We start from the raw sequence: 19,820 nt of genomic DNA on the forward strand, positions 1-19,820 counted from the left end.
GTATCTCCCTCACCACCGCCGTGTGCCCTCGGTCACGAACCTTACCGAGAACTCCTGGCTTCACCAGGCGACGGTCTCGCCGCGGTAGTCGAGGTACTGCAGACCCGCGCGACCGTGCTGAGCATCGATGGTCGTGACGAGGCCAGGAATGCTTTCGCCGATGGTCAGCCGGGCGTTGGGGCCACCGAGGTCGGTCTGGACCCAGCCGGGTGCCATCAGGAGCAGCGTCCGGCTGTCGCCGGCGTGGCGGGCGGCGTGGCGGGCGGCGTAGCTGCGCATCAGTTGGTTGAGGGCGGATTTGCTGGCCCGGTAGATCTCGAAGCCGCCGCGTTCGTTGTTGGCGATGCTGCCCTGGCCCGACGACATGATCGCGACGGTGCCGTGCGGGTCGACGAGTTCGCCGAGCGTTTCGACGACCCGCATCGGGCTCAGCGCGTTGGTGACCATGAGGCGGGCGAAGTCCTCGGTCGAGACGTCCGCGCTGGTCTCCTCCTGAGGATTGGTGATGCCCGCGTTGACGAAGAGCAGGTCGAACCGGCGGGCGTCGAGCCGATCGTGCAGCGCCTGGACCTGCTCGGGCTCGGTGATGTCCACGTGCTCGATCTCCAGCCGCCCGTCGGCGGTGTCCTGCAGCTCGTGCAGGGCGGTGCGCGCGGAACTGCGGACAGTCGCCACGACATGCGCGCCGCGGTCGAGGTACTCCGCGGCGATCGCGTGGCCCAGGCCGCGCGAGGCGCCGATGAGGAGGACGGTTTTGGTGCTCATGCTTTCTCCAGCCGGTAGAGCGATTCGGCGTTGGCGTGGGCGATCTTCTCTTGGTCGTCACGGTCGGGAAGGGTGTGCAGGAAGTCCGTGACGGCCCCGGCTTCCAAGCGGTGGAAGGGATAGTCCCCGGAGAGCAGAATCCGGTCGACGCTGGTGTAGTCCAGCGCGTGACGGAGCAGCCGCGGGGTCAGCATGCCGCTGGTCGCGATGTGGATGTTGGTCGCGAAGTAGTCGGCGACCCGCCGCTCGAGGTGGGTGGCGATATTGGACAGGCTGTCGACCCGGTCGAGCGCGAACAGCAGCATTTCGCCCCAGTGGCCCAGGACGATCTGCAGGTCCGGGTGGCGGTCGAAGGTGCCGCGCACGATCAGGCGGAGCGCCGCGAGCCCGGCCTCGATGTGCCAGCCCCAGCCGAAAGTGGCCAGCGCGAGGTCGAGCGGCGGTTCGAGCCCGCGGTAGGACGCCTCCCGCACCGCGTTCGGGGGAATCTGCGGGTGGACGAACACGGGCCGCCCCAAGCCGGCGGCGGTCGCGAGCAGCTCGTCGTACGCGGGGTCGTCCAGCGGGCGATCCCCGCTGCGGCCGTAGGACATGATCCCGACGTGGCCGGGCAGGTCCGCGGTGCGCAGGAGCTCGGCCACCGCCGCGTCCGGGTCAGGCATCGGCAACGTGGTCATCGCCCTCAGCCGGGCCGGATGACGGCTGACCGCCTCGGCGGCCCGGTCGTTCGCGTCGCGGCTCAGCGCCACCGCCTCGGCGGCCGGGAGCCCGTGCGCCCCCGGCGGGGCGATCGAGAGGATCTGGACGTCGACGCCCGCCGCGTCCATCGCTTCGATCCGCTGGTCGCCGATGTCGAACAGACGCGCCGGGATGTCACCCCGGTCGTTCAGGACCACGCTCGGGTCCCGCACCTGCGCGGGCTGCGCTCGTAGCGCCTGGTCGATTTCCGGGGTGGTCCAGTGCTCTTCGATGGCGACGACTCTCATCAAGCTCCTTTGGCTCATCTTCTGTTGAGTGAATCTACAGGTTCGCTCAACACCTGTAAAGTCAACTGAGTGGATGAACCGAAGACGCGCGCGGCCAAGCGGGCCGCCACCGCGCAACGCATTCTCGAAGCCGCACAAGCCGAATTCGGCGAACACGGCCGCGAGGGGACGACCGTGCGCGCGATCGCGCAGCGCGCCCAGGTCGACCCCTCGCTGGTCATTCAGCACTACGGCACGAAAAACGACCTCTTCGCCATCGCGACCCAGCTGCCCAGCGAAAGCACGGACGACAACGTCGCCGAGCACCTCAGCGACGTCCTCGACGTCCGCCTGAGCGAGCTACCGCCGGAAACCCGCGCGCTCGTGCGGTCGATGCTCACCACGCCGGAAGCAACCCAGGCGATGCGGGACTTCCTCAACGAGCGGGTCACCAATCTCGCCCGCACCAGCAAGCACGACGACGCCGACCTCCAAGCCGCGCTGACCGTCAGCAGCATCCTGGGCCTCACGATCGCGCGGCACTTCCTCAAGCTCGACGCGCTCGCGGAGATCTCCGAGGCACAGCTCGAAACAACCGTCCGGCCCTGGCTGACCCCCCGGCGGCCTACAGCTTGAGCAGCAGCTCGCTGAGCTCGGCCGGCATGGTGATCATGCAGTCGTGGCCGGTCGGCAGCTCCCGCACCTGGGCCGGGGAGCCGTTGGGCTGGATCGCGGGCACGGGCCGTCGGACGACACCCGCCGGCTTCGCGCCGACACAGTGGATGTGCGTGCGCGGGATGGCGTTCGCGGCCGGGTTGTCCAGCCGGACCGGCTGCTGCAGGCAGAGCACCGGCTGATCGGAGAGCATCCCGCGCAGCCAGGCCACGTCCGCCGGGTCGGTCACCCCGAACAGGCCGAACGGCGCCGGCTGCTCCGGCAGCGGCGGAATCCGCCAGCCGGTGCCGGACTCGGCGGAGCGGTCGATCATGATCTGGGACACGGGCTGGACGTCGACCGCGGTCTCGCCGTCCTCCGGGACCATCGCGTCGAGGTACACCAGGTGCGCGATCCGGTCCGGAACCCGGTTGACGACCGAGGAGATGACCAGGCCCGCGTAGCTGTGACCGACGAGGATCACGTCGGTCAGGTCTTCGTCCTCGATCAGCGTGACGACGTCGTCGACGTGGGTGTCGAGCCCCACCTCGGGGCTGAGCAGATGCGCCTTCTCGCCGTAGCCGGTCAGCGACGGCGTGAGCACCCGATGCCCGGTCGACTCCAGCAGCGGCGCCACCCGCTCCCAGGCCCGGCCACTGTGCCAAGCGCCGTGGACCAGCAGAAATGTAGACATGGTTGGCACGATCTTCCTGTTCGAGGCGCGGTAGCGCACGGAAAACTAGCGGTTCCCATTAGAAACTCGGTACTCTTTGGGAACCACAACCATGGTGGCCGCCCGGTGCCGCCTGGGGCAATACGGCACATTCCCGTGCCTCGGTTCCTTGGAGGTAACCATGACCACGCCGCAGGCCGACCAGGGAACCGAGTGCCGGTCACGGGTCGTGCTCGGCATCGTCGGGGACAAGTGGTCGCTACTGGTCGTGCGCACCCTCAGGCTGGGGCCGCGCCGTTTCACCGAGCTGAAGCGCGAAATCGACGGCATCAGCCAGCGCATGCTCACCGTCACGCTGCGCAGCCTGGAACGTGACGGCATCCTGACGCGGACCGTCCACAATGTCATGCCGCCCCACGTCAGCTACGAGCTCACACCCATGGGCAGGACCCTCCGCGAAGCCACCGCGCCCCTGCTGGAATGGAGCATCGCCCACCTGGAACGCATCGACGCCGCCCGCACCGAATACGACGCGCGCGCGGATACCTTGCCCAATAGCCCCTAACCGAGCGGGACTTCGCTGGAACGGGACTCGATAGCGTCGAGCGTGGCCAGAACCGCGTCGTCAAAAGCGATCTCGCCGACGGCCATATTGGCTTCCAGGTGAGTGGCATCGGCGGTGCCGGGAATGAGCAGCACGTTCGGGGCGTGGTGCAGCAGCCAGGCGAGGCCGACCTGGGACGGCGTGACGCCCAGCGACCCGGCCACAGCGTGCACCGCCGGCTCGTCGGTCGCCTTGGGCACTCCCGGGAAACCGCCGCCGAGTGGGAAAAACGGCACCCAGGCGATTTCTTCGGCGACGCACAGCCGCAGCAGTTCCTCGTCGTCGCGGGAGACGATGCTGTAGGCGTTCTGCACGCAGGCGATACCGGCCGGGCGGGCGCGGCGCAGGCCGTCGAGGGTGACGCAGCTCAGCCCGATCGCGCCGATCTTGCCCTCGTCGCGCAGGGCGGTCATCACCGCGAGCTGATCGTCGAGGTCGACCACCTGGTCGCCTTCGGGACGCAGGCCGGGACCGGAGTCGAGGCGGCGGAGGTTCACCACCGGAAGCCGGTCGACGCCGAGGCTGCGCAGGTTGGCCTCGACGCTGGCCCGCAGCTGCTCGGGCCGCTGCGCCACGCGTAACGGCAGCCGTCCGCCCGGGTTGGGGTCGGCGCCGACCTTCGTGACGACCAGAACGTCGTCCTCGGGGCGCAGCGTTTCGCGGATCACCTCGTTGGCGAAGCCAAAACCGTAGAACTCCGCGGTGTCCACGTGATTCACGCCCAGCTCGACCGCGCGGCGCAGCAACGCGACGGCCTCGTCGCGACGGTCGGACAGGCGGCCGAACTGAGCCGCGCCATAACCGACCCGGGACACGGTGCGGCCGGCGAACGAAGCAGTAGCAGTGGTCATGAGGCCAACGTACGGCCATGAACTGACAGATGTCAACTTCTGTCATTCGTACACAGCTGACGGTCTGACAGAGTTTGACATCTGTCATACTGTCGACCTACGTTCGTCCCGAGGGGATCCGGCCTGGTAGCCAGCCGTCCCGAGAAGGAGGCCTCATGCGCCGGGAGCCACTCGACCCGGAGACGATCGTGTCGGCCACCGAGGACGTGCTGCGCCGCCACGGCCCGGAAAAGGCCACGGTGCTCGACGTCGCGCGGGTCCTCGGCGTGAGCCACGGGAGTGTGTACCGGCATTTTCCGTCCAAGGCCGCCCTGCGCGAGGCCGTGATCCAGCGCTGGCTCGACCGGTCGCGAGAGGACTTCGCCGCGCCGGTCCAGGACGCCGAGCTGCCCCCGCCCGACCGGTTGCGCGGCCTGCTCACCACCATGTTCACCACGAAATGGGCCAAGGCGCAGGAAGACCCGGAGCTGTTCGCGACCTTCCAGGTGCTGGCGACGGAGCACAGCGCCGTGTCGTCCGCCCACGTCGGCGCGCTGCTCGCCCGGCTCCGCGCCGTCGTCGTCGACGGCATCAGCAGTGGCGACTTCGCCGACGGCGACCCGGACGTGCTCGCGCGAGCCATTTTTGACGCCACCGGCCGTTTCCACAGTCCGTCGCACGCCGCGGAGTGGCGCTCCCCCGAGATCAAGGCGGAGTCCGAAGCGGTCGTCGCGCTCATCCTCGACGGCCTCCGGGCCCGGTAGTCACCGAAGCTTGAGGCGATCACGATCACGATCAGGCTGGCCACGCTGACCGCCGCCGCGAACATCACCCAGAACGCGGGCGACTTCGGGTCACCGGTGGTGCCGACCAGCCAGGCCGAGGCCAGCGGGGTCAGGCCGCCGAAGATCGCGACGCCGATGTTGTAGCCCAAGGACATCCCGGTAGCGCGTGTTTCCGTGGGGAAGAGGTCACCCATCAACGAAGCCATCGGCCCGTAGTACGCGGCCTTCAGGATGGACAGGAAACCCACCGCGGCAAGCAGAACTCCCAGCGCCGGGGCGACCACGATCGCCGCGAACCCGGTGGAACCCGGCAGTCCCAGGGTTTTGATGGTGTAGGTCGGGATGTAGGTGATGAGGTAGACGATGCAGGTGGAAACGGCGAGGGTGCCCATGGTGAGCACCACCCGGGTCTTCTGCGTTTTCATGATCGTCCGCACCGGTTTGACCACCACGCCGGTCTCCTGCCAGGCGGCGAATTCCGGCGATTCCGGGACGTGGCGCCGGATGTAGAGGCCGGCCGGGCCGATCAGCAGGCCGACGAGGAAGGGAATCCGGAATCCCCAGGAGTCCAGCTGCTGGTCGGTGAGCGTGCTGGTCAACACCGTTCCCACGGCCGCCGCCAGCAGCGTTGACACCGATTGGGTGGTGAACTGCCAGCTCGCCGCGAAACCCCGCCGGTGCGGGAGGTGCCAGCAAACCGATGGACGACGCGGGTGGCATCACCGCGATCAGCAACGTGCCGAAGAACATCAGCCCGATCGACAGCGTGAGCGCGGGCTTGCGGCCGGCCCGGTCCGAGTACGGCCCGATGACCAGGGCGCCGAGCGGGCGTACGAGAAAGGAGACCGCGAAAGTTCCCAAGGGCAGAAGCAAGGAAACACCTGCGTTCCCGGGCTCGTCCGGCGAGGCTCCCCGGTGCCGCTTGATGCGATGACTTGGTGTTCCTCGCTCATGAGTCAAGCCTTCCCGGAGAGCCCGTCAATGGTGGTTCGGTGCCCAGACAGCGCGAGCGTCGGCGAGATCGCTGTACAAACCGGCCATGATCTGCAGGCCCTCCCGCGAAATCGAAAGCAGGGCGTGTTCGTTCGGCGCGTGCTGGGCGCAGGCGGGATAGGAGTGCGGGACCCACACCGTGGGCAGGCCGAGGGTGTCGGCGAAAACGTTGTTCGGGATCGAGCCGCCGAGATTCGGGAGCAGCGCGGGTTTCTTGCCGAGAGTCCGTTCGATGGACCGCAGAACCAGCCCCACCGCCGGGTGATCGGGATCCAGCCGGGTGGCCTGCATGACGTGCTCGACCTCGACGTCGATGAACGGATAACCGAGGCCGGTCAGGTGTTCTCGCACTTTCCCGGCGAAATCGGTGACGTCGGTGCCGACGACGAACCGGAGTTGCAGGTGGGCGACCGCGGTGGCGGGGATGGCGTTGACCGGTGCGGCGGGATCACCGGTTCGCATGGCCAGGACCTCGATCGTGTTCCAGGCGATCAGCCGCTCGATCGGCGTCAGACCGGGCTCGCCCCAGCCCTCGTCGACGGCGGGGCTGTCGGGCCCCTGATCAACGGTGATGTCTTCCAGCGCCGTGCGAACGGCCGCGGGAATCGGGCCGGGCACAAACGCCTCGATCTTGATCCGGCCGGCCCCATCGACCAGCGAGGAAATCGCCGCGGCGAGCACGGTTCCCGGGTTACGCAGCACCCCGCCCCAGTTTCCGGAGTGGTGCGAGGATTCACGGAGATCGACGCGGAGCGTGAAGTTCAGTGTCCCCCGTGAGCCGAGGAAGACCGTCGGGCGCTCGGCGGAGATCCGTGGCCCGTCCGAGCCGAGGAACAGGTCGGCCGCGAGGAGTTCCCGGTTCGCCGCGGCGAATTCGAGCAGTCCGGGGGATCCGGTCTCTTCACCGCTCTCCAGCAGGAATTTGACGTTGTAACCGAGCCGGCCCCGCGCCGCCAGAGTCTGCTCCAGCGCGGTGATGCAGATGCTGTGCTGGCCCTTGTTGTCCGCCGTTCCCCGGCCGTAGATCTTGTCGCCCTCGACCTTGAGGGACCACGGATCCAGCCCGGACCGCCACTGGCCGGGATGGGCGTGCTGGACGTCGCCGTGCCCATAGAGGAGCACTGCCGGCCCGAGCGGGTCTTCGATCCTGGACGCGACGAGGAACGGGTGCATCGGCGAAACGGGGTTCTCCTTCAACTCCACCTCGAATCCCATGTTCGTGAAGACGGGGCCGATCTCGTCCGTGAAATAGCGGACGATGTCACTCGCCCGGTCCGGGTTCTGGCTTTCCGTCGGAATCGCGACGCGGCGGGCCAGCGACTCTAGGTACGCACCACTGTCGAGCTGCTCGACGGCTTTTGTTACCGCCAAGTTACGGATTTCGTCCTGTGTTTCCGACATCGGTTCTCCTTGGTGCTCACACCGGCGAACTCGGCTGTTCCGACGATTCCACGAGCCGCCGGAACCTCACAAGACAGCTCCCCGACTTGGTGCTGCCGCGGCCCGCAGTCTTTTCGTGTCACCATCGGCGGTGAGCCGCCAGGTCGCCCGGCTCGAGAAGGAGGCCGGGGCGACGTTCTTCGAGCGGGCCCACGCGGGCGTGCTGCCCACTCCCGCCGGCACCGCGTTCGCCGGCTACGTGCGCCGGGTGCTCCGCGAAACGGCCGCGTGCCTGGACGCGCTGAGCTCGCTGAAGGGCGAGGTCAAGGTGCTGTCGGTGGCGACCACGAGCGGGCTCATCCACCACCTGGTGCCGAGCGTGTTACGCCGGTTCCGCGCCGGTCATCCGAACGTGAGCTTCCGGATCGAGATGACCGGCCCGCGCCATGCGAGCCAGCGCGTCCGGCAGGGATCGGTGGACGTGGCGGTCACTTTCACCCTGGCCGACGAGCCGGGCGTCGAGGTGAATTTCACGGCACCGGCCGAAACCCGGGCCGTGATGAGTCCCGGGCACCCCTTGGCGGCGCGGTCGTCGGTTTCGATCAGGGAGGTCGCCCGATATCCGCTCGCCCTGCTGCCGCACGGAAATACCAACCGGATTCTGTTCGAGGCATTCTGCCAGCGAAATGAAATACACGTCATGCCGAGCCTCGAATGCGACAGTCCGGCGGGAACGCTCGAATACCTCCAAGACAGCGACACGATAGCGCTGCTTTCGGAGATAGCCGTGCTCAAGGACCTTTCCGCGGGCACGGTGGTGGCCGTCAGCCTGGACGAACCGGATCTCGGCTCCCGGTCCCTGCAGGTCCAGACCCGGCAGGCACACGAGCTCGACCCGGTCACCCGGGAATTCGTCGGCTTCCTGTCCGGTCAGCTCGCTTCTCTGTCCCCCACGGCAAGCTGATCTTGCGGTACAAAGGAGCGGATACCAGCCAGGGAAAGGATCTCCCGCCATGAGCCGTTTTGCCGACCAAGTGGTTGTGGTCACCGGAGGCGGGTCGGGCATCGGCGCCGGGATCGCGCACCGGTTCGCGGCCGAGGGCGCGACCGTGGTCATCGCCGGGCGGACGCAGGAGAAGCTGGACAAGGTCGTGGCGGGCAACCCGGCCATCCGCGCCCACGTCGCCGACCTCACCGTGCCGGACGAGATCAACGCCCTGATCGCCTCCGTCGTCGACGAGCTGGGGCGCCTCGACGTCCTGGTCAACAACGCGGGAGTGCCGTCGCTCGGCACGGTGGAAGCCGTCACCCCCGACCAGTGGCGCGCGGCGATGGCGATCAACCTCGACGCCGTCTACCACACGAGCCGGGCGTCGATGCCGCATCTGCGCGAGCGCAAGGGATGCATCGTCAACATCGGCTCGATGGGCGGCCTTGGCGCCGACTACGGCATGGTCGCCTACAACACGGCCAAGGGCGGGCTGGTGAACCTCACCCGGGCGATGGCGGCGGACCACGCCCCCGATGTCCGGGTCAACGCCGTCCACCCCGGCTTCATCCGCGACACCGGGATAACCGGGGGCGTCACCCCCGACATGCCGATCATGCAGGCCTATGTGCAACGCATCCCGTTCGGCCGCGTCGGCGAAATCGACGAGGTCGCCGGAGTGGTCGCCTTCCTCGCCGGCGAGGACGCGCGTTACCTGACCGGCTTGCAGATCCCGGTCGACGGCGGCCTCGACGCCACGAACGGCCAGCCCCGCCTCTTCTTCTGACCAACGGGCCGGCCTATCCCGCCGCGAGCACGGCTTCGAGGCCGGACGCCTGTGTGCGCCAGTCCGTCACGTTCGGTGTGGTCCCGGCCCAGCGCTGGCCGATGCGGTTCTGCGCGTCCCGATCACCCGCCCAGAGCGTGTCGGCCTGCTTCTGGGCGAAGGCGCGGTAGGTGGCCGAGCCGGTCGCATTCGCCAGATCGCCGAAGTAGCGCATGAAAACACCCTTGAACTGTTTCTGGTTGTCGTCGCAGGAGTTCGTGCCGGTGTCGCAGGATTCGACGAGCACCCCACCGGAGGTGAGCCCGCTCATCGCCGCGTCGCCCAGCCGCCGAGCGGCGTCCAAATAGGACGTTTCGCCGGTGGCGCGCCACAGCTCGACCAGGCCGCCGATGCCGAGCCCCTGGTTGTACGTCCAGACGGTCTGGCCGTTGTTCGCACACGAACCGGTCAGGCCGTCGTTCACCAGGCCCGAAGCGTTGATCAGCCCGCTGTTCAGATACCAGTCCCCGGCGGTCTTCGCGCGCTGCCCCCATACCGTGTCCCCGGCGACCCGCAGGTGCAGGGACGCGGCCAGCCGCAGGTACAGCCCGCTGGAGACGGCGTTTTTGTACGTCCGCTCGCGGTCCCACCACACCCCGCCGCCGCAGGTCCCGGTGTCCCAGAACCCGTAGACGTAGTCCGCGATCGTCGTCGCCTCGGTGAGGTAACGCGCGTCGTGGGTGCGGTCGTAGGCGGCGATCCAGGCCAGGCCCCACCACTCGGTGTCGTCGATCGCGCGGCTGATGAAGTGGCCGTCGATCGGGTCGGAACTCCTTGCCCCGGCGGGGAAAGCGACCCGGTTGACGTCGAAGGTCCGGGCCAGTTCGGCGTCGTGGCCGCCCGCGTCCGCCATCGCCGTGACCGCGACGGCCGAGTTCCACCAGCTCGACGGCCACCACGCGGTGTAGGGCTCGTAGGACCACATCAGCGCGTCGGCCGCGCCGGCCGCCCGGGTTGTCGCCGGACGCGCCCAGGCCGTGCAGCTGCCCTGGTCGTGGGTGGCTTCCCGGCCGCACGCGCGCACGGATCCGCCGTACAGCCGACCGCGTGGGTCCCTCGTGGCGAACGCCGTGGTCTGCGTGCCGGTCGCGCCGGATGGCACACTGGTGCGGCCCAGCGACGAGCCGTCCGGCCAGCTCGCCCCGGCGTCCCAGGACCGGTCGAGCCAGATCTCGTCACCGGCGCCGCCCGCCTCGATCCCGGCCCACGCCAGGCCGCTGCCGTCGAAGTGCAGCCGGACGGTGCGGCCGAAAATGGTCGTCGGCGCCACCGGCTGGCTGTCCCCGGCACCCGGCGCGGTCCCGTCACACGCGGTGTCGCAGACGGCCGGGTAGATCCACGCGGTGCAGTCGACCCCCTGCGCGTCCCCGCAGGCCCGGACCAGGCCGCGGCGGTGGTTCGCCGGATCGGTGAGGTTGTACATCAGTGTGCGGGTGCCGGTCCACGAGCCGGGGACGGTCGCCTTGCCGAGCAGGCCGTCCCAGGTCGCGCCGCCGTCCCACGACCGGTCGAGCCAGACCGCGTCGCCCGGGACGGCGGTGTCGATACTCGCCCACGCCATGTCGTCCGGGTCGGAGGCGTGCAGCCGCAGGACGCGGCCGTTGATCACCTTGTCGGGCAGGGGAAAGCTCTCCCGCGCGGCCTGTGACGGATCAAGCGTGTCGCAGGACGTCACGCACACCGCGGCCGCCGCCGCGGCGGGCATCGGGGTCAGGGAACCGAGGACGAGCAGGAGCACGAGCAATGTCCGCATCGACATCCCTCTCCACGCGCCGGAGTTCCGCTCAGGATAGGAAACCCGCGGCCCGCGTTGAAGGAATCCGCCCGGTTCTGGCTCGTTCCGGACAAGGGTTCACACACTTGCCCCAATTTGCAGCACGGTCTTGCCGCGCAGCCCGGTGACCTCGACCTGGCCGGCGAGGGCTCGTGGCGCCTCTTCGAGCGGGAGCGTCGCGCCGATGACGGGCCGGATCGTGCCCGCCGTGACCAGCTCGGCGAGTTCGGCGAGCAGCTCGGGTTTGCGCTCCAGCTCGTAGTTCGCGGTGCGGATGCGCTCGTCGGCGAGGAGCGGCTCGTCAAGACCGTAGGCGATCGAGAACAGTGCGCCGCCGTCCTTCACCGCACCGGCCACGCTCCGGGTGATGGAGCGGTCGCCAACGGCGTCGAGGACCGCGTCGACGCTCCCGCCCAGCGCGTCGCCAAGGGGTTTCCCGCCACGGACGGCGATCTCGGCGGCACCGAGTTCTCGCACCGGCTCGGCGAGCTGGGCGGACGCCGTCGCGATGACGTGGATCCCGCGGGCCGCGGCGGCCTGCACGGCGAAGGTGCCGACGCCGCCGGTCCCGCCGATGACCAGCAGTGTGCCGCCCTCGGGTACCTGCAGGCGGTCGAGCACGCCGAGCGCGGTCATGCCCGCGGTCGGCAGCGCGGCGGCCAGGTGGCTGGGCACCGCGCCGGGGATGGCCATCAGCGCGCCGAACGCGGGTGCCGCCGCGACGACGCAGACCTCCGCGAAAGTGCCGGACTGCAGCGGCCGTCCCCAGAACTGCCCGAAAACCCGGTCCCCCACCCGGAATTCCGTGACGCCGGCACCGAGCGCGGTCACGGTGCCGGCCCCGTCCATGCCGAGCGTGAGCGGGAACCGGTACTCCCCGACCGCCGCCAGCCCGCCGGCGGCGATGACCACGTCCAGCGGGTTGGTCGACGCCGCGTCGACGGCGATCTGCACCTCGCCGGGACCGGGCTCGGGGACGGGCCGCTCCATCAGCCCCGGGGTATCGCCGAAACGCTCGATGCCGATCGCTCGCATGCTCTTCTCTCCGTTCCGCCGCAGGGTCTTCCGCCCGGCGACCCCACCAGCCTGCGGTCACGGCGTGGCCCGGGGAATGATCAATCCGGCACCGACTAGGAACAAAAAGGCATCAATCACGCTGCCGGACAGGTAATAATGGCGGGATGACAGCGGAGTCCCGGCCCTTGCGCTACTTCGTCGCGGTCGCGGAGGAACGCAGCTTCACGCGCGCCGCGGCCCGGCTCGGTATCGCCGGCCCCGCGCTGTCCCGCGCTATCCGCAACCTCGAGACCGAACTCGGCGTGCGCCTGTTCGAGCGCTCCACGCGCGTGGTGGAGCTGACCGAGCCCGGCACGGTCCTGCTGACTCATGCGCGGCCCGCCCTCGAAGCCCTCGACGCGGCCGCCCGCCGTGCCGTGCGGGCCTCGGCGCCACATCGCAGCCTGCTGCTCGCCGTGAAAGCGGACAACGACGGCGGCCTGCTGGAAGACATCCTCGCCGCGACGGCCGCGGAGCCCGACGCAGAGCCTGTCGCCGTGCGGCTGTGCAGTTGGCGGGAGCACACGCAACTGCTGCGGGCGGGCGAAGCCGATGCCGCGCTGATGTTCGAGCCTTACGACCCGGCCGGCATCGACGCGGACGTCGTCGCCGTCGAGCCGCGCGTGGTGGCGCTGCCCGCCGGTCACGCCCTTGCCGGAGCGTCCCGGGTGCGGCTGGCCGACCTCGGCCTCGCCCCCGAAGACCTCGGCGAACGGGCGGAGCGGGACATCGGCGCGCTGGGCGTGCGCGACCTCGCGCAACTGCTCGCGCTCGTCGGCCTCGGCACGACGACAACCGTGCTGCCGAGGTCGGTCGCGGCCCGGTATCCCCGGGAGGCGGTGGTTTACGTGCCCCTCGAAGACTGCCCGCCCGCCGCGCTGGTCATCGCCTGGCCGGAACGCTCCCGCAGCCGCGGCGTGGCCGCGCTGGTGCGCGCGGCCGCCGCCGTCGCCGAATCGCGGGGCATGAGCGCGGACGTCGAGGCGCCACAACGGATCCCTGGACGGTGACCGCCGGGTCAGCTTTCCGGGAACGCGCCCGTGAGTGCGGGCGCGGAGAGGGCGCGCAGGTCGTCGAAAGCCCGAGCGAGGTACACGTCCAAGGACCGTGAGGGGTCGTCGATCCAGGCTTGGGCGGCTTGGTGGTAGGTGGCCCAGCCGGTGTGGGCGGCCAGGCCGGCCAGCCGATCGGCGACGCCGCGCTGCCGCAGCGCCTCGGCCAGCGCTTCGGCGAGCGACTCGGCCTTGGCCAGATTGCGTTCGCGCAGCGCCGGTGTCGCGGCGATGATGGCCAAGCGCGGCTCGGAAAACGGGCGGTTGCGCTCGAGGATCCGTCCGGCCTGCCGGAAGGCGCGGACCAGCATTTCGAACGGCGGCAAGCCATCCGGAGCTTCGGCCACTGCTTCCGTCATCGTCGTGCGAAGCTCGGCTTCGCTGCCGAAGAGGACTTCGCGCTTGTCCGGGAAGTGCCGGAAGAACGTGCGCTCGTTGACACCGGCCCGTGCGGCGATCTCAGCCGTGGTGGTCTGGTCGAAACCGTGTTCCCGGTACAACTCCATCGCCGCCTCTTGAAGGCGGCGGCGCGCGTCTGCTCCGCTCCGTGGCACCCCCTGACACTACCCGCACGGGCATCGCGTAGTGCCAGTGACTGGCATCACGTTGCGCCAGTCACTGGCGCTACGCGTAGAGTCAGCGACTGGCGCTACTTAGTGCCATTCACTGGCGTTAACGGGGAGAGTTTCCATGCACGTTTTTGTCACCGGTGGTTCCGGCCAGACCGGCCCCGCCATCGTCGCCGGGCTCGTCGCGGCCGGCCACACCGTCACCGGCCTGGCGCGCTCGGACGCCGCCGCCTCCCGGCTGGAGTCGCTGGGCGCCACCCCGCACCGCGGTTCCGTGGAAGACCTCGACAGCCTGCGCCGCGGCGCCGAAGCCGCCGACGGCGTCGTGCACATGGCCTACGGCGGCGACTACGCCGATCCGGACGCGCTCATCCGCCGCGACTGCGCCGCGATCGAGGCAATCGGGCAGGCGCTCGCCGGGTCCGGCAGGCCGTTTGTCGTCACGTCGGGCACGTTGGTGACGAGGGCGGGCCGGGTCAGCACCGAGCAGGACGCGCCGGATTCCGATTCGGTCGCCGCCTTCCGGATCCGGAGCGAGCAGGTCTGTCTCGGCTTGGCCGATCGGGGGATCCGATCCAGCGTCGTGCGGCTCGCGCCGACCGTGCACGGCCCGGGCGACTACGGGTTCGTCCCGGCGCTCATCGCCGGCGCGCGCCGGGCGGGCGTCTCGGCCTACATCGGTGACGGCGCCAATCGCTGGCCCGCCATCCACCGCTTCGACGCCGCCAGCCTTTTCCGGCTGGCACTGGAGAAGGCTCCCGCCGGGAGCGTGCTGCACGGCGCCGGGGAGGGCGCCGTCACGATCAAGAGCGTCGCGGAGCAGATCGGGCGGATCCTCGATCTCCCCACCGTTTCGCTGACCCTCGAGCAGGCCGCCGAGCATCTCGGAAACCCGTTCCTGGCCAAGTACTTCTCCCTCGACGTGCCTGTCTCCAGCGAGCACACCCAGTCGCTGCTGGGCTGGACGCCGGAGCACGCGACGTTGCTGGAGGACCTCAGGACCGGCGACTACTTCACCCCGGAGGCCAGCCGCCGCGCCGAGGAGATCTGGTTGCGGCCGCACACCCAGAGCTGACGCGCACACCCGAAAGAAAGGTCAGTCATGCCCATCAACCTGCGCCCGGCCATCGACTGGGACAAGTACCGGACCCTCACCCTCGAACGGCGCGACAACGGGGTCTTGCTGATCACGATCGCCGAGCCCGACGGAGCCCCGGCCCCCACCCTCACCCGCCGCCACACCGAAATCAGCCATATCTGGCGCGATTTCGCGGACGACCCCGATCTGCGGGTCGCGGTCATCACCGGCCGCGGCGACAAGTTCTGGACGGTCGAGGGAACCGACGGCATCGACGAGATGCTGGCGAACCCCGGCAACTACGACAACACCGTCAACCTCATCCGGGAAGGCCTGACCAACGCGCACGGCATCGTCGATTGCGACAAGCCGATCGTCTCCGCCATCAACGGGGAGGCCATGGGATCGGGACTCGCGACCGCCCTGCTCGCGGACATCAGCGTCGCCTCGACCGAGGCGCGCCTGATCGACGGGCATCTCCGGCAGGGGATCGCCGCGGGCGACCACTCGGTGCTGATCTGGCCCCTGCTGTGCGGGCTGGCCAAGGCCAAGCTGTACCTGCTCGCCTCGGAAGAACTCACGGGTGAAACCGCCGAGCGCCTCGGCCTGGTGAGCCTCGCGGTCCCGCCCGGCGAGGTGCTCGAAACCGCGCTCGCCATCGCCGGGCGGATGGCGGCCGGACCACAGCATGCCTTGCGCTGGACCAAACGCTCGCTCAACCACTGGCTGCGGACCGCCACCCCGGCGTTCGAGGCGTCGATCGCGTTCGAGGCGATGAGCTTCTTCGGACCGGATCTCGTCGAAGCGCTCCAGGCACAGCTCGAAAACCGCGCACCGGATTTCGCCAAACCGCGGCCCTGGTAACGGAGCCGGGTCGGGCGTCATCCACTAACTGCGGCAGCCGCTTCCGGAGTGCTCGGCCGGTCTTCGAAGCGAACCGTCGTCTGGGTGCGCCGAGCGTGTTCGGCGGCCCAGACGACGCGGTGGCTGTCGAGGGATTCACGCGGGCCCGAACGGATGTGGCCGGTGTCCCCGGTGGCGACTGCGGTGAGGAACGCGGCGATCGCGGCGCGGTCGCCGTCACCGTGGTCTGCGATGCCATGGCCAGTAAGGGTTTCCCCGTCATGACCGGTGACGTCGATGGTGGTCGCGGTGACGGCCGGATGGCCGCGGAAGTCGTGCAGGATCACCTGCCGGCCGTCGCATTCGATGCTGCCATGGGTGCCCGAGATCCTGGTGACGCGGTTGCTCATCTCGGTGAACGCGGTGACCGTGTGGGTGGCGGTCACGCCGTTGCCGTACTCGAGCGCGACGACCTGGTGGTCAACGACGTCGTTGTCGCAGGCGTAAACACAGCGGCCGTACGGCCCGGTTGCGAGCGCTTCGGTGAGCGCTTCCTCGGTCGCGGTCGGCGTGACCGCGCTCAGCGGCCAGTTTTCCCGGTCACGGTGGCCGAAACAGGAGCGGTACAGGCGGGGCGCCGAGAACGGGCAGTCGGCTTCGACCGCGCAGTCCAGGCATCGGTCGGCCGCGCCGGCCGGCTGGTTGTCCTTCGTGAAATGGCTCAGCCCGCCGAAGGAGGCGATGCGCACCGGCTGGGCCTCGATCAGGTAAGCCAGCCAGTCCAGGTCATGGCAGCACTTGGCCATCAGCAGCGAGCTGGACTCGTCCTCGCGACGCCAGCTGCCGCGCACGTAGGAATGGGCGAAGTGCCAGGCCCCCACGGGTTCCAGATGCTGCACGTTGACGATGCGGCCGATCCGTCCCTCTCTCACGAGCCGTTTGACGAGGTCGGTGTAGGGCATGTACCGAAGCGGGTGCAGCACGGCGAAAATCACGCCGGCGCGTTCCACCGCGGCGATCATGCGCGCGGCGTCCGGTTCGGCCGGGGCCATCGGCTTCTCGCACAGGATGTGCAGTCCGAGTTCGGCGAACCGCACACACGGCTCGGCGTGCTCGGCGTCCTGGGTGGTGATGAGCACCGCGTCGGCCAGGCCCGCGGCGTGCCCGGCGAGGTCGCGCCAGTCGGTGAAACAGGCCTCGGGCGGCAGATCGTGCTCGGCGGCCAGTCGCTCCCGCCGCCGGTCGTCCGGCTCCGCGACGGCGGTGATCACCCCTCCGCTGCGGCGAATGCGGTTGCTGTGGTCGTGGCCACGCACTCCCGCGCCGAGTACCGCGACCCGGACCGGTCCGGCAGTCATGACCGCCTCCTTGGTGACGCGCTGGGCAATTGCGGCCGGGCGTCGTCGAGCAGGTGCTCGAACGCCTGCCGCCGGGCGCTTTCGGCCGCGCCGAGCAGAACGGGGCGGCGGCCGAGGGTGGACAGCCGCAGGTCGGGTTCGACCATGCCGCGGCAGGCTTGTTTGAACCGTTCGGCCAGCGGGCCGCCGATCGTCGCCCCGGCCAGGGAAAGCGCGCCGCTCAGCACGATCAGCTCGGGGTCGATGGTCTGCACGACCTCGGCGCACGCGTCGCCGAGCAGCTCGGCGAGTTCGGCGACGTCGTCGACAGCCACCTGCTGCCCGGCCTCGGCCGACGCGAACAACGCGGGCACGTCGGCCTGGCGCCCGTACAGCCAGCTGCTCGCGCGTCCCCACCGGGAATCGCGGATGTTCGCCGCCTCACCGGCCTGGTGGTGCGCGCCCCGGTGCAGTTCGCCGCGGTGCACGATGCCGAGCCCGACGCGGCGGCCGGCGAAGACCACCACAACGTCCTCGGCGGAACCGGCGACGCCGAACCGCTGCTCGGCGAGCACGGCGAGATTGGCGTCGTTCTCCACGGTCACCGTCGCGGCGGGAAACCGGTCCCGGACCCACGCGCGGAGCCGGTCCCCGGTCCAGTCGCCGGAGCGGATGACCCAGCAGAGCATGATCACCCCGTCGGAGTCGACGATGCCCGGCGTGCCGACCGCGACCGCGCGCACCTGCTCCCGGCCGATCCCGGCGCCGGCCAGCGCCTGATCGGTCACGCGGGCCACGGCGGACAGCCGGACCTCCGCCGAATCGGACGGATCGACGGTGGCCTGCTCAGGCTCGGCCGCCCCGGCGTCCAGCCCGGCCTTCGGGCCCGCGAGGTCGTCGACCCTGGCTCGCACCGTGTGCGCGCCGACGTCGATCGCCAGCAGGTAGCCGAATTCGGGACGGAGCTGGTAAAGCACCGCCGGCCGCCCGCTGACCAGCGCCACCGGCTCGGACTTGCCGACCACGCCCTGCTCCACCAGCAGGTCGAGCGCACGCTCCACTGTGGACCGTGACAGCCCGGTCTCGCGCGCCAGCTCGGCGTTGGTGCGCGGCTCCCGGTCGTAGAGGACGTCGAGCACCGCCTCGGCGTTCCACCGCCCCAGGTCGGTCGTGGTGGTCAGGCGACGGCGTCCGGTGCTCACACCCTGCTCCCTTCGTTACGTTCAGACTTACGATAGGTCTGAACGTAACGGAGGTCAAGGCTGCTCACGCCGGGAGTCAAGCCGTGCGAGTGAACCCGCCGAAGTGCTCGGGCAGGACGGTCACGGGGACCCCGGCCCCCGCGGCCTCCTTGAGCATGTCGAGAATCGCCTCGGTGGGTTGCCCGTAGATGCGGATGTCGGTGGTTCCCTCGAGCGTCTCCTGGTACGACCGGTCGGACTTCTCGGCCAGCACACGCATGTGATGCTCGAACGAATCGGTGTCGGGGTGGATCTGGATGTACTCAACCTCGGTGCCGTCCGCGCTGCGGTATTCATGGAAGCCGATGGTGCGCGGCTCGTTGTCGTGGATGAACTGCACCCAGCCGGGCACCCGGTTCTTCTCGTCCGCGAGCTTGCCGTCACGAACCTTGTTGGTGGCGATGAAGATGAATGGGCCGGTCATGAGAACTCCTTGCGGTGAAACGTGAATGCGATGAACTGGATGCGATGACGCGGGGTCAGACGTCCCGCTGCAGTGGCTCCGAACCCGGCGCCGGGACCAGCGCGCTCCACAACGCGCTCGGCCGCCCGGCCGCGGCCTCCCGGAACTCCTCCCAGTACAGCTGCGGGCCGAGGATCCGTTTCGCGGTCGGAATGGCCGTCGAGTCCGGACCCGAGTAGTACCGGACGCGGGTGCCCTGCGGGTCGAGCACGGCCTGGTAGATCACGTCCGCGGTGACCGTCGGCGAGGACCCGGTCATCGGCGTGGCCGAGAAGAACGACTCGATGCCGGCCTGGTAGTCCTCGGCGACGTCGGTGGCCGCGTCGATCTTGGTGAAGATCCTGGTCGCGTGCTGGCCGGGCATGATGGACCGCACGACAACGCCGAACTCGGCCATCTCCATGCTCAGGCCCTCGCTGAGCGTGGCAACGGCCGCCTTGGAGGCGGCGTAGACCGCGCTGTACGGATATCCCTGCTCGGCGGTCAGCGACGAGATGTTGACGATCACGCCCGACCGCTGGCTGCGGAAGAACGGCAGAAACGCCTTGGTGACCGCGACCAGGCCGAAGACGTTGGTCTGGAACTGCCGGTGCACCTGGGCCATGCTCGTGGACTCCACCGGCCCCATCTGGTAATAGCCGGCGTTGTTGACCAGCGCGTCCACGCGGCCGAATTGCTGTACGGCCTGCTGCGCGAAGTCCGGGATGGCCTGCTCGTCGTCAACGTCGAGCAGGAGGGTCTTCACCTGCGGATGTCCTTCGTGCACCGCCAGGTCCGCCGTTTTGCGCACCGTGGCGACCACGTTCCAGCCCGCGGTGGCGAACTTGTCCACAGTGGCCTTGCCCAGCCCCGTCGCCGTGCCGGTCACCACGATCACCTTGCTCATGGGTCGCCCCCTTCTCTCATGTATGGGTCCAGTGGACCCTTAAACCCACAATAGCAGC

20 protein-coding genes and 1 pseudogene are annotated in these 19,820 nt (G+C 69.5%); 8 read left to right on the top strand and 13 right to left on the bottom strand.

Features of this window, described 5'->3' with window-relative positions; translation table 11 throughout:
* Positions 1-60: 60 nt before the first annotated feature.
* Complete coding sequence (locus OG943_RS30170; RefSeq protein ID WP_328604308.1) at positions 61-765, bottom strand: SDR family NAD(P)-dependent oxidoreductase; 705 nt, start codon at positions 763-765, stop codon at positions 61-63.
* Positions 762-1,751, bottom strand: coding sequence for an amidohydrolase family protein (locus OG943_RS30175; protein ID WP_328604309.1), 990 nt, complete (start codon positions 1,749-1,751; stop codon positions 762-764). The genes OG943_RS30170 and OG943_RS30175 overlap by 4 nt, the downstream gene beginning before the upstream one ends.
* A gap of 69 nt (positions 1,752-1,820) precedes the next feature.
* Here OG943_RS30175 and OG943_RS30180 point away from each other — a divergent pair, with 69 nt between their 5' ends.
* Positions 1,821-2,366, top strand: coding sequence for a TetR/AcrR family transcriptional regulator (locus OG943_RS30180; RefSeq protein WP_328604310.1), 546 nt, complete (start codon positions 1,821-1,823; stop codon positions 2,364-2,366).
* Here the strand turns inward: OG943_RS30180 and OG943_RS30185 are convergent.
* The gene (locus OG943_RS30185; protein ID WP_328604311.1) at positions 2,356-3,078 is read right to left on the bottom strand and encodes an alpha/beta hydrolase; all 723 of its coding nucleotides are present in this window, start codon (positions 3,076-3,078) and stop codon (positions 2,356-2,358) included. The two genes, OG943_RS30180 and OG943_RS30185, sit on opposite strands and share 11 nt — an antisense overlap.
* Before the next feature lie 160 nt (positions 3,079-3,238).
* Between OG943_RS30185 and OG943_RS30190 the strand changes: the two genes are divergently transcribed.
* Positions 3,239-3,622: a winged helix-turn-helix transcriptional regulator gene (locus OG943_RS30190; protein WP_328604312.1), complete on the top strand. Its 384-nt coding sequence runs from the start codon at positions 3,239-3,241 to the stop codon at positions 3,620-3,622.
* Here OG943_RS30190 and OG943_RS30195 read toward each other — a convergent pair.
* The gene (locus OG943_RS30195; protein WP_328604313.1) at positions 3,619-4,512 is read right to left on the bottom strand and encodes an aldo/keto reductase; all 894 of its coding nucleotides are present in this window, start codon (positions 4,510-4,512) and stop codon (positions 3,619-3,621) included. The two genes, OG943_RS30190 and OG943_RS30195, sit on opposite strands and share 4 nt — an antisense overlap.
* Before the next feature lie 155 nt (positions 4,513-4,667).
* On the opposite strand from OG943_RS30195, the gene OG943_RS30200 reads away from it, so the two are divergent.
* Positions 4,668-5,255, top strand: coding sequence for a TetR/AcrR family transcriptional regulator (locus tag OG943_RS30200; RefSeq protein WP_328604314.1), 588 nt, complete (start codon positions 4,668-4,670; stop codon positions 5,253-5,255).
* Between the two features lie 320 nt (positions 5,256-5,575).
* Here OG943_RS30200 and OG943_RS48485 read toward each other — a convergent pair.
* Positions 5,576-5,911, bottom strand: a pseudogene (locus OG943_RS48485) (MFS transporter); the annotation flags it as partial.
* 343 nt (positions 5,912-6,254) lie between these two features.
* Positions 6,255-7,670 carry a M20 family metallopeptidase gene (locus tag OG943_RS30205; RefSeq protein ID WP_328604315.1) on the bottom strand — a complete coding sequence of 472 codons (1,416 nt, stop codon included), beginning with the start codon at positions 7,668-7,670 and terminating at the stop codon, positions 6,255-6,257.
* A gap of 34 nt (positions 7,671-7,704) precedes the next feature.
* Here OG943_RS30205 and OG943_RS30210 point away from each other — a divergent pair, with 34 nt between their 5' ends.
* Both OG943_RS30210 and OG943_RS30215 read left to right on the top strand, forming a co-directional pair.
* Entirely contained in the window at positions 7,705-8,613 is a 909-nt protein-coding gene (locus tag OG943_RS30210; protein WP_328612188.1) for a LysR substrate-binding domain-containing protein, read from the top strand.
* Between the two features lie 49 nt (positions 8,614-8,662).
* Entirely contained in the window at positions 8,663-9,424 is a 762-nt protein-coding gene (locus tag OG943_RS30215) for an SDR family NAD(P)-dependent oxidoreductase (RefSeq protein ID WP_328604316.1), read from the top strand.
* 13 nt (positions 9,425-9,437) lie between these two features.
* Here OG943_RS30215 and OG943_RS30220 read toward each other — a convergent pair whose 3' ends face one another.
* Both OG943_RS30220 and OG943_RS30225 read right to left on the bottom strand, forming a co-directional pair.
* A complete protein-coding gene (locus OG943_RS30220) occupies positions 9,438-11,216 on the bottom strand; it encodes a glycoside hydrolase family 76 protein (protein ID WP_328604317.1) in 1,779 nt (592 codons plus the stop codon).
* A gap of 99 nt (positions 11,217-11,315) precedes the next feature.
* Entirely contained in the window at positions 11,316-12,272 is a 957-nt protein-coding gene (locus OG943_RS30225; protein WP_328604318.1) for an NADP-dependent oxidoreductase, read from the bottom strand.
* 146 nt (positions 12,273-12,418) lie between these two features.
* Here OG943_RS30225 and OG943_RS30230 point away from each other — a divergent pair, with 146 nt between their 5' ends.
* The gene (locus OG943_RS30230; protein WP_328604319.1) at positions 12,419-13,303 is read left to right on the top strand and encodes a LysR family transcriptional regulator; all 885 of its coding nucleotides are present in this window, start codon (positions 12,419-12,421) and stop codon (positions 13,301-13,303) included.
* Between the two features lie 8 nt (positions 13,304-13,311).
* Here OG943_RS30230 and OG943_RS30235 read toward each other — a convergent pair whose 3' ends face one another.
* A complete protein-coding gene (locus OG943_RS30235; RefSeq protein WP_328604320.1) occupies positions 13,312-13,851 on the bottom strand; it encodes a TetR family transcriptional regulator in 540 nt (179 codons plus the stop codon).
* Between the two features lie 184 nt (positions 13,852-14,035).
* Here OG943_RS30235 and OG943_RS30240 point away from each other — a divergent pair, with 184 nt between their 5' ends.
* Positions 14,036-14,989 carry an SDR family oxidoreductase gene (locus OG943_RS30240; RefSeq protein ID WP_328604321.1) on the top strand — a complete coding sequence of 318 codons (954 nt, stop codon included), beginning with the start codon at positions 14,036-14,038 and terminating at the stop codon, positions 14,987-14,989.
* Positions 14,990-15,016: 27 nt separating this feature from the next.
* Positions 15,017-15,856 (top strand): enoyl-CoA hydratase/isomerase family protein, encoded by an 840-nt coding sequence (locus OG943_RS30245; protein ID WP_328604322.1) that lies wholly within the window; start codon positions 15,017-15,019, stop codon positions 15,854-15,856.
* 17 nt (positions 15,857-15,873) lie between these two features.
* Here OG943_RS30245 and OG943_RS30250 read toward each other — a convergent pair whose 3' ends face one another.
* The 4 genes from OG943_RS30250 to OG943_RS30265 form a co-directional block, all read right to left on the bottom strand.
* Positions 15,874-17,193: a Gfo/Idh/MocA family protein gene (locus OG943_RS30250; RefSeq protein WP_328604323.1), complete on the bottom strand. Its 1,320-nt coding sequence runs from the start codon at positions 17,191-17,193 to the stop codon at positions 15,874-15,876.
* On the bottom strand, positions 17,190-18,374 hold the full coding sequence (locus OG943_RS30255) for an ROK family transcriptional regulator (protein ID WP_328604324.1): 1,185 nt from the start codon (positions 18,372-18,374) through the stop codon (positions 17,190-17,192). The genes OG943_RS30250 and OG943_RS30255 overlap by 4 nt, the downstream gene beginning before the upstream one ends.
* 76 nt (positions 18,375-18,450) lie before the next feature.
* Positions 18,451-18,837: a hypothetical protein gene (locus OG943_RS30260; RefSeq protein WP_328604325.1), complete on the bottom strand. Its 387-nt coding sequence runs from the start codon at positions 18,835-18,837 to the stop codon at positions 18,451-18,453.
* Positions 18,838-18,892: 55 nt separating this feature from the next.
* On the bottom strand, positions 18,893-19,762 hold the full coding sequence (locus OG943_RS30265; protein ID WP_328604326.1) for an SDR family oxidoreductase: 870 nt from the start codon (positions 19,760-19,762) through the stop codon (positions 18,893-18,895).
* Positions 19,763-19,820 lie beyond the last annotated feature (58 nt).

Origin of the sequence: Amycolatopsis sp. NBC_00345 (assembly GCF_036116635.1) — a bacterium.
In the GTDB taxonomy this organism is placed as follows: domain Bacteria; phylum Actinomycetota; class Actinomycetes; order Mycobacteriales; family Pseudonocardiaceae; genus Amycolatopsis.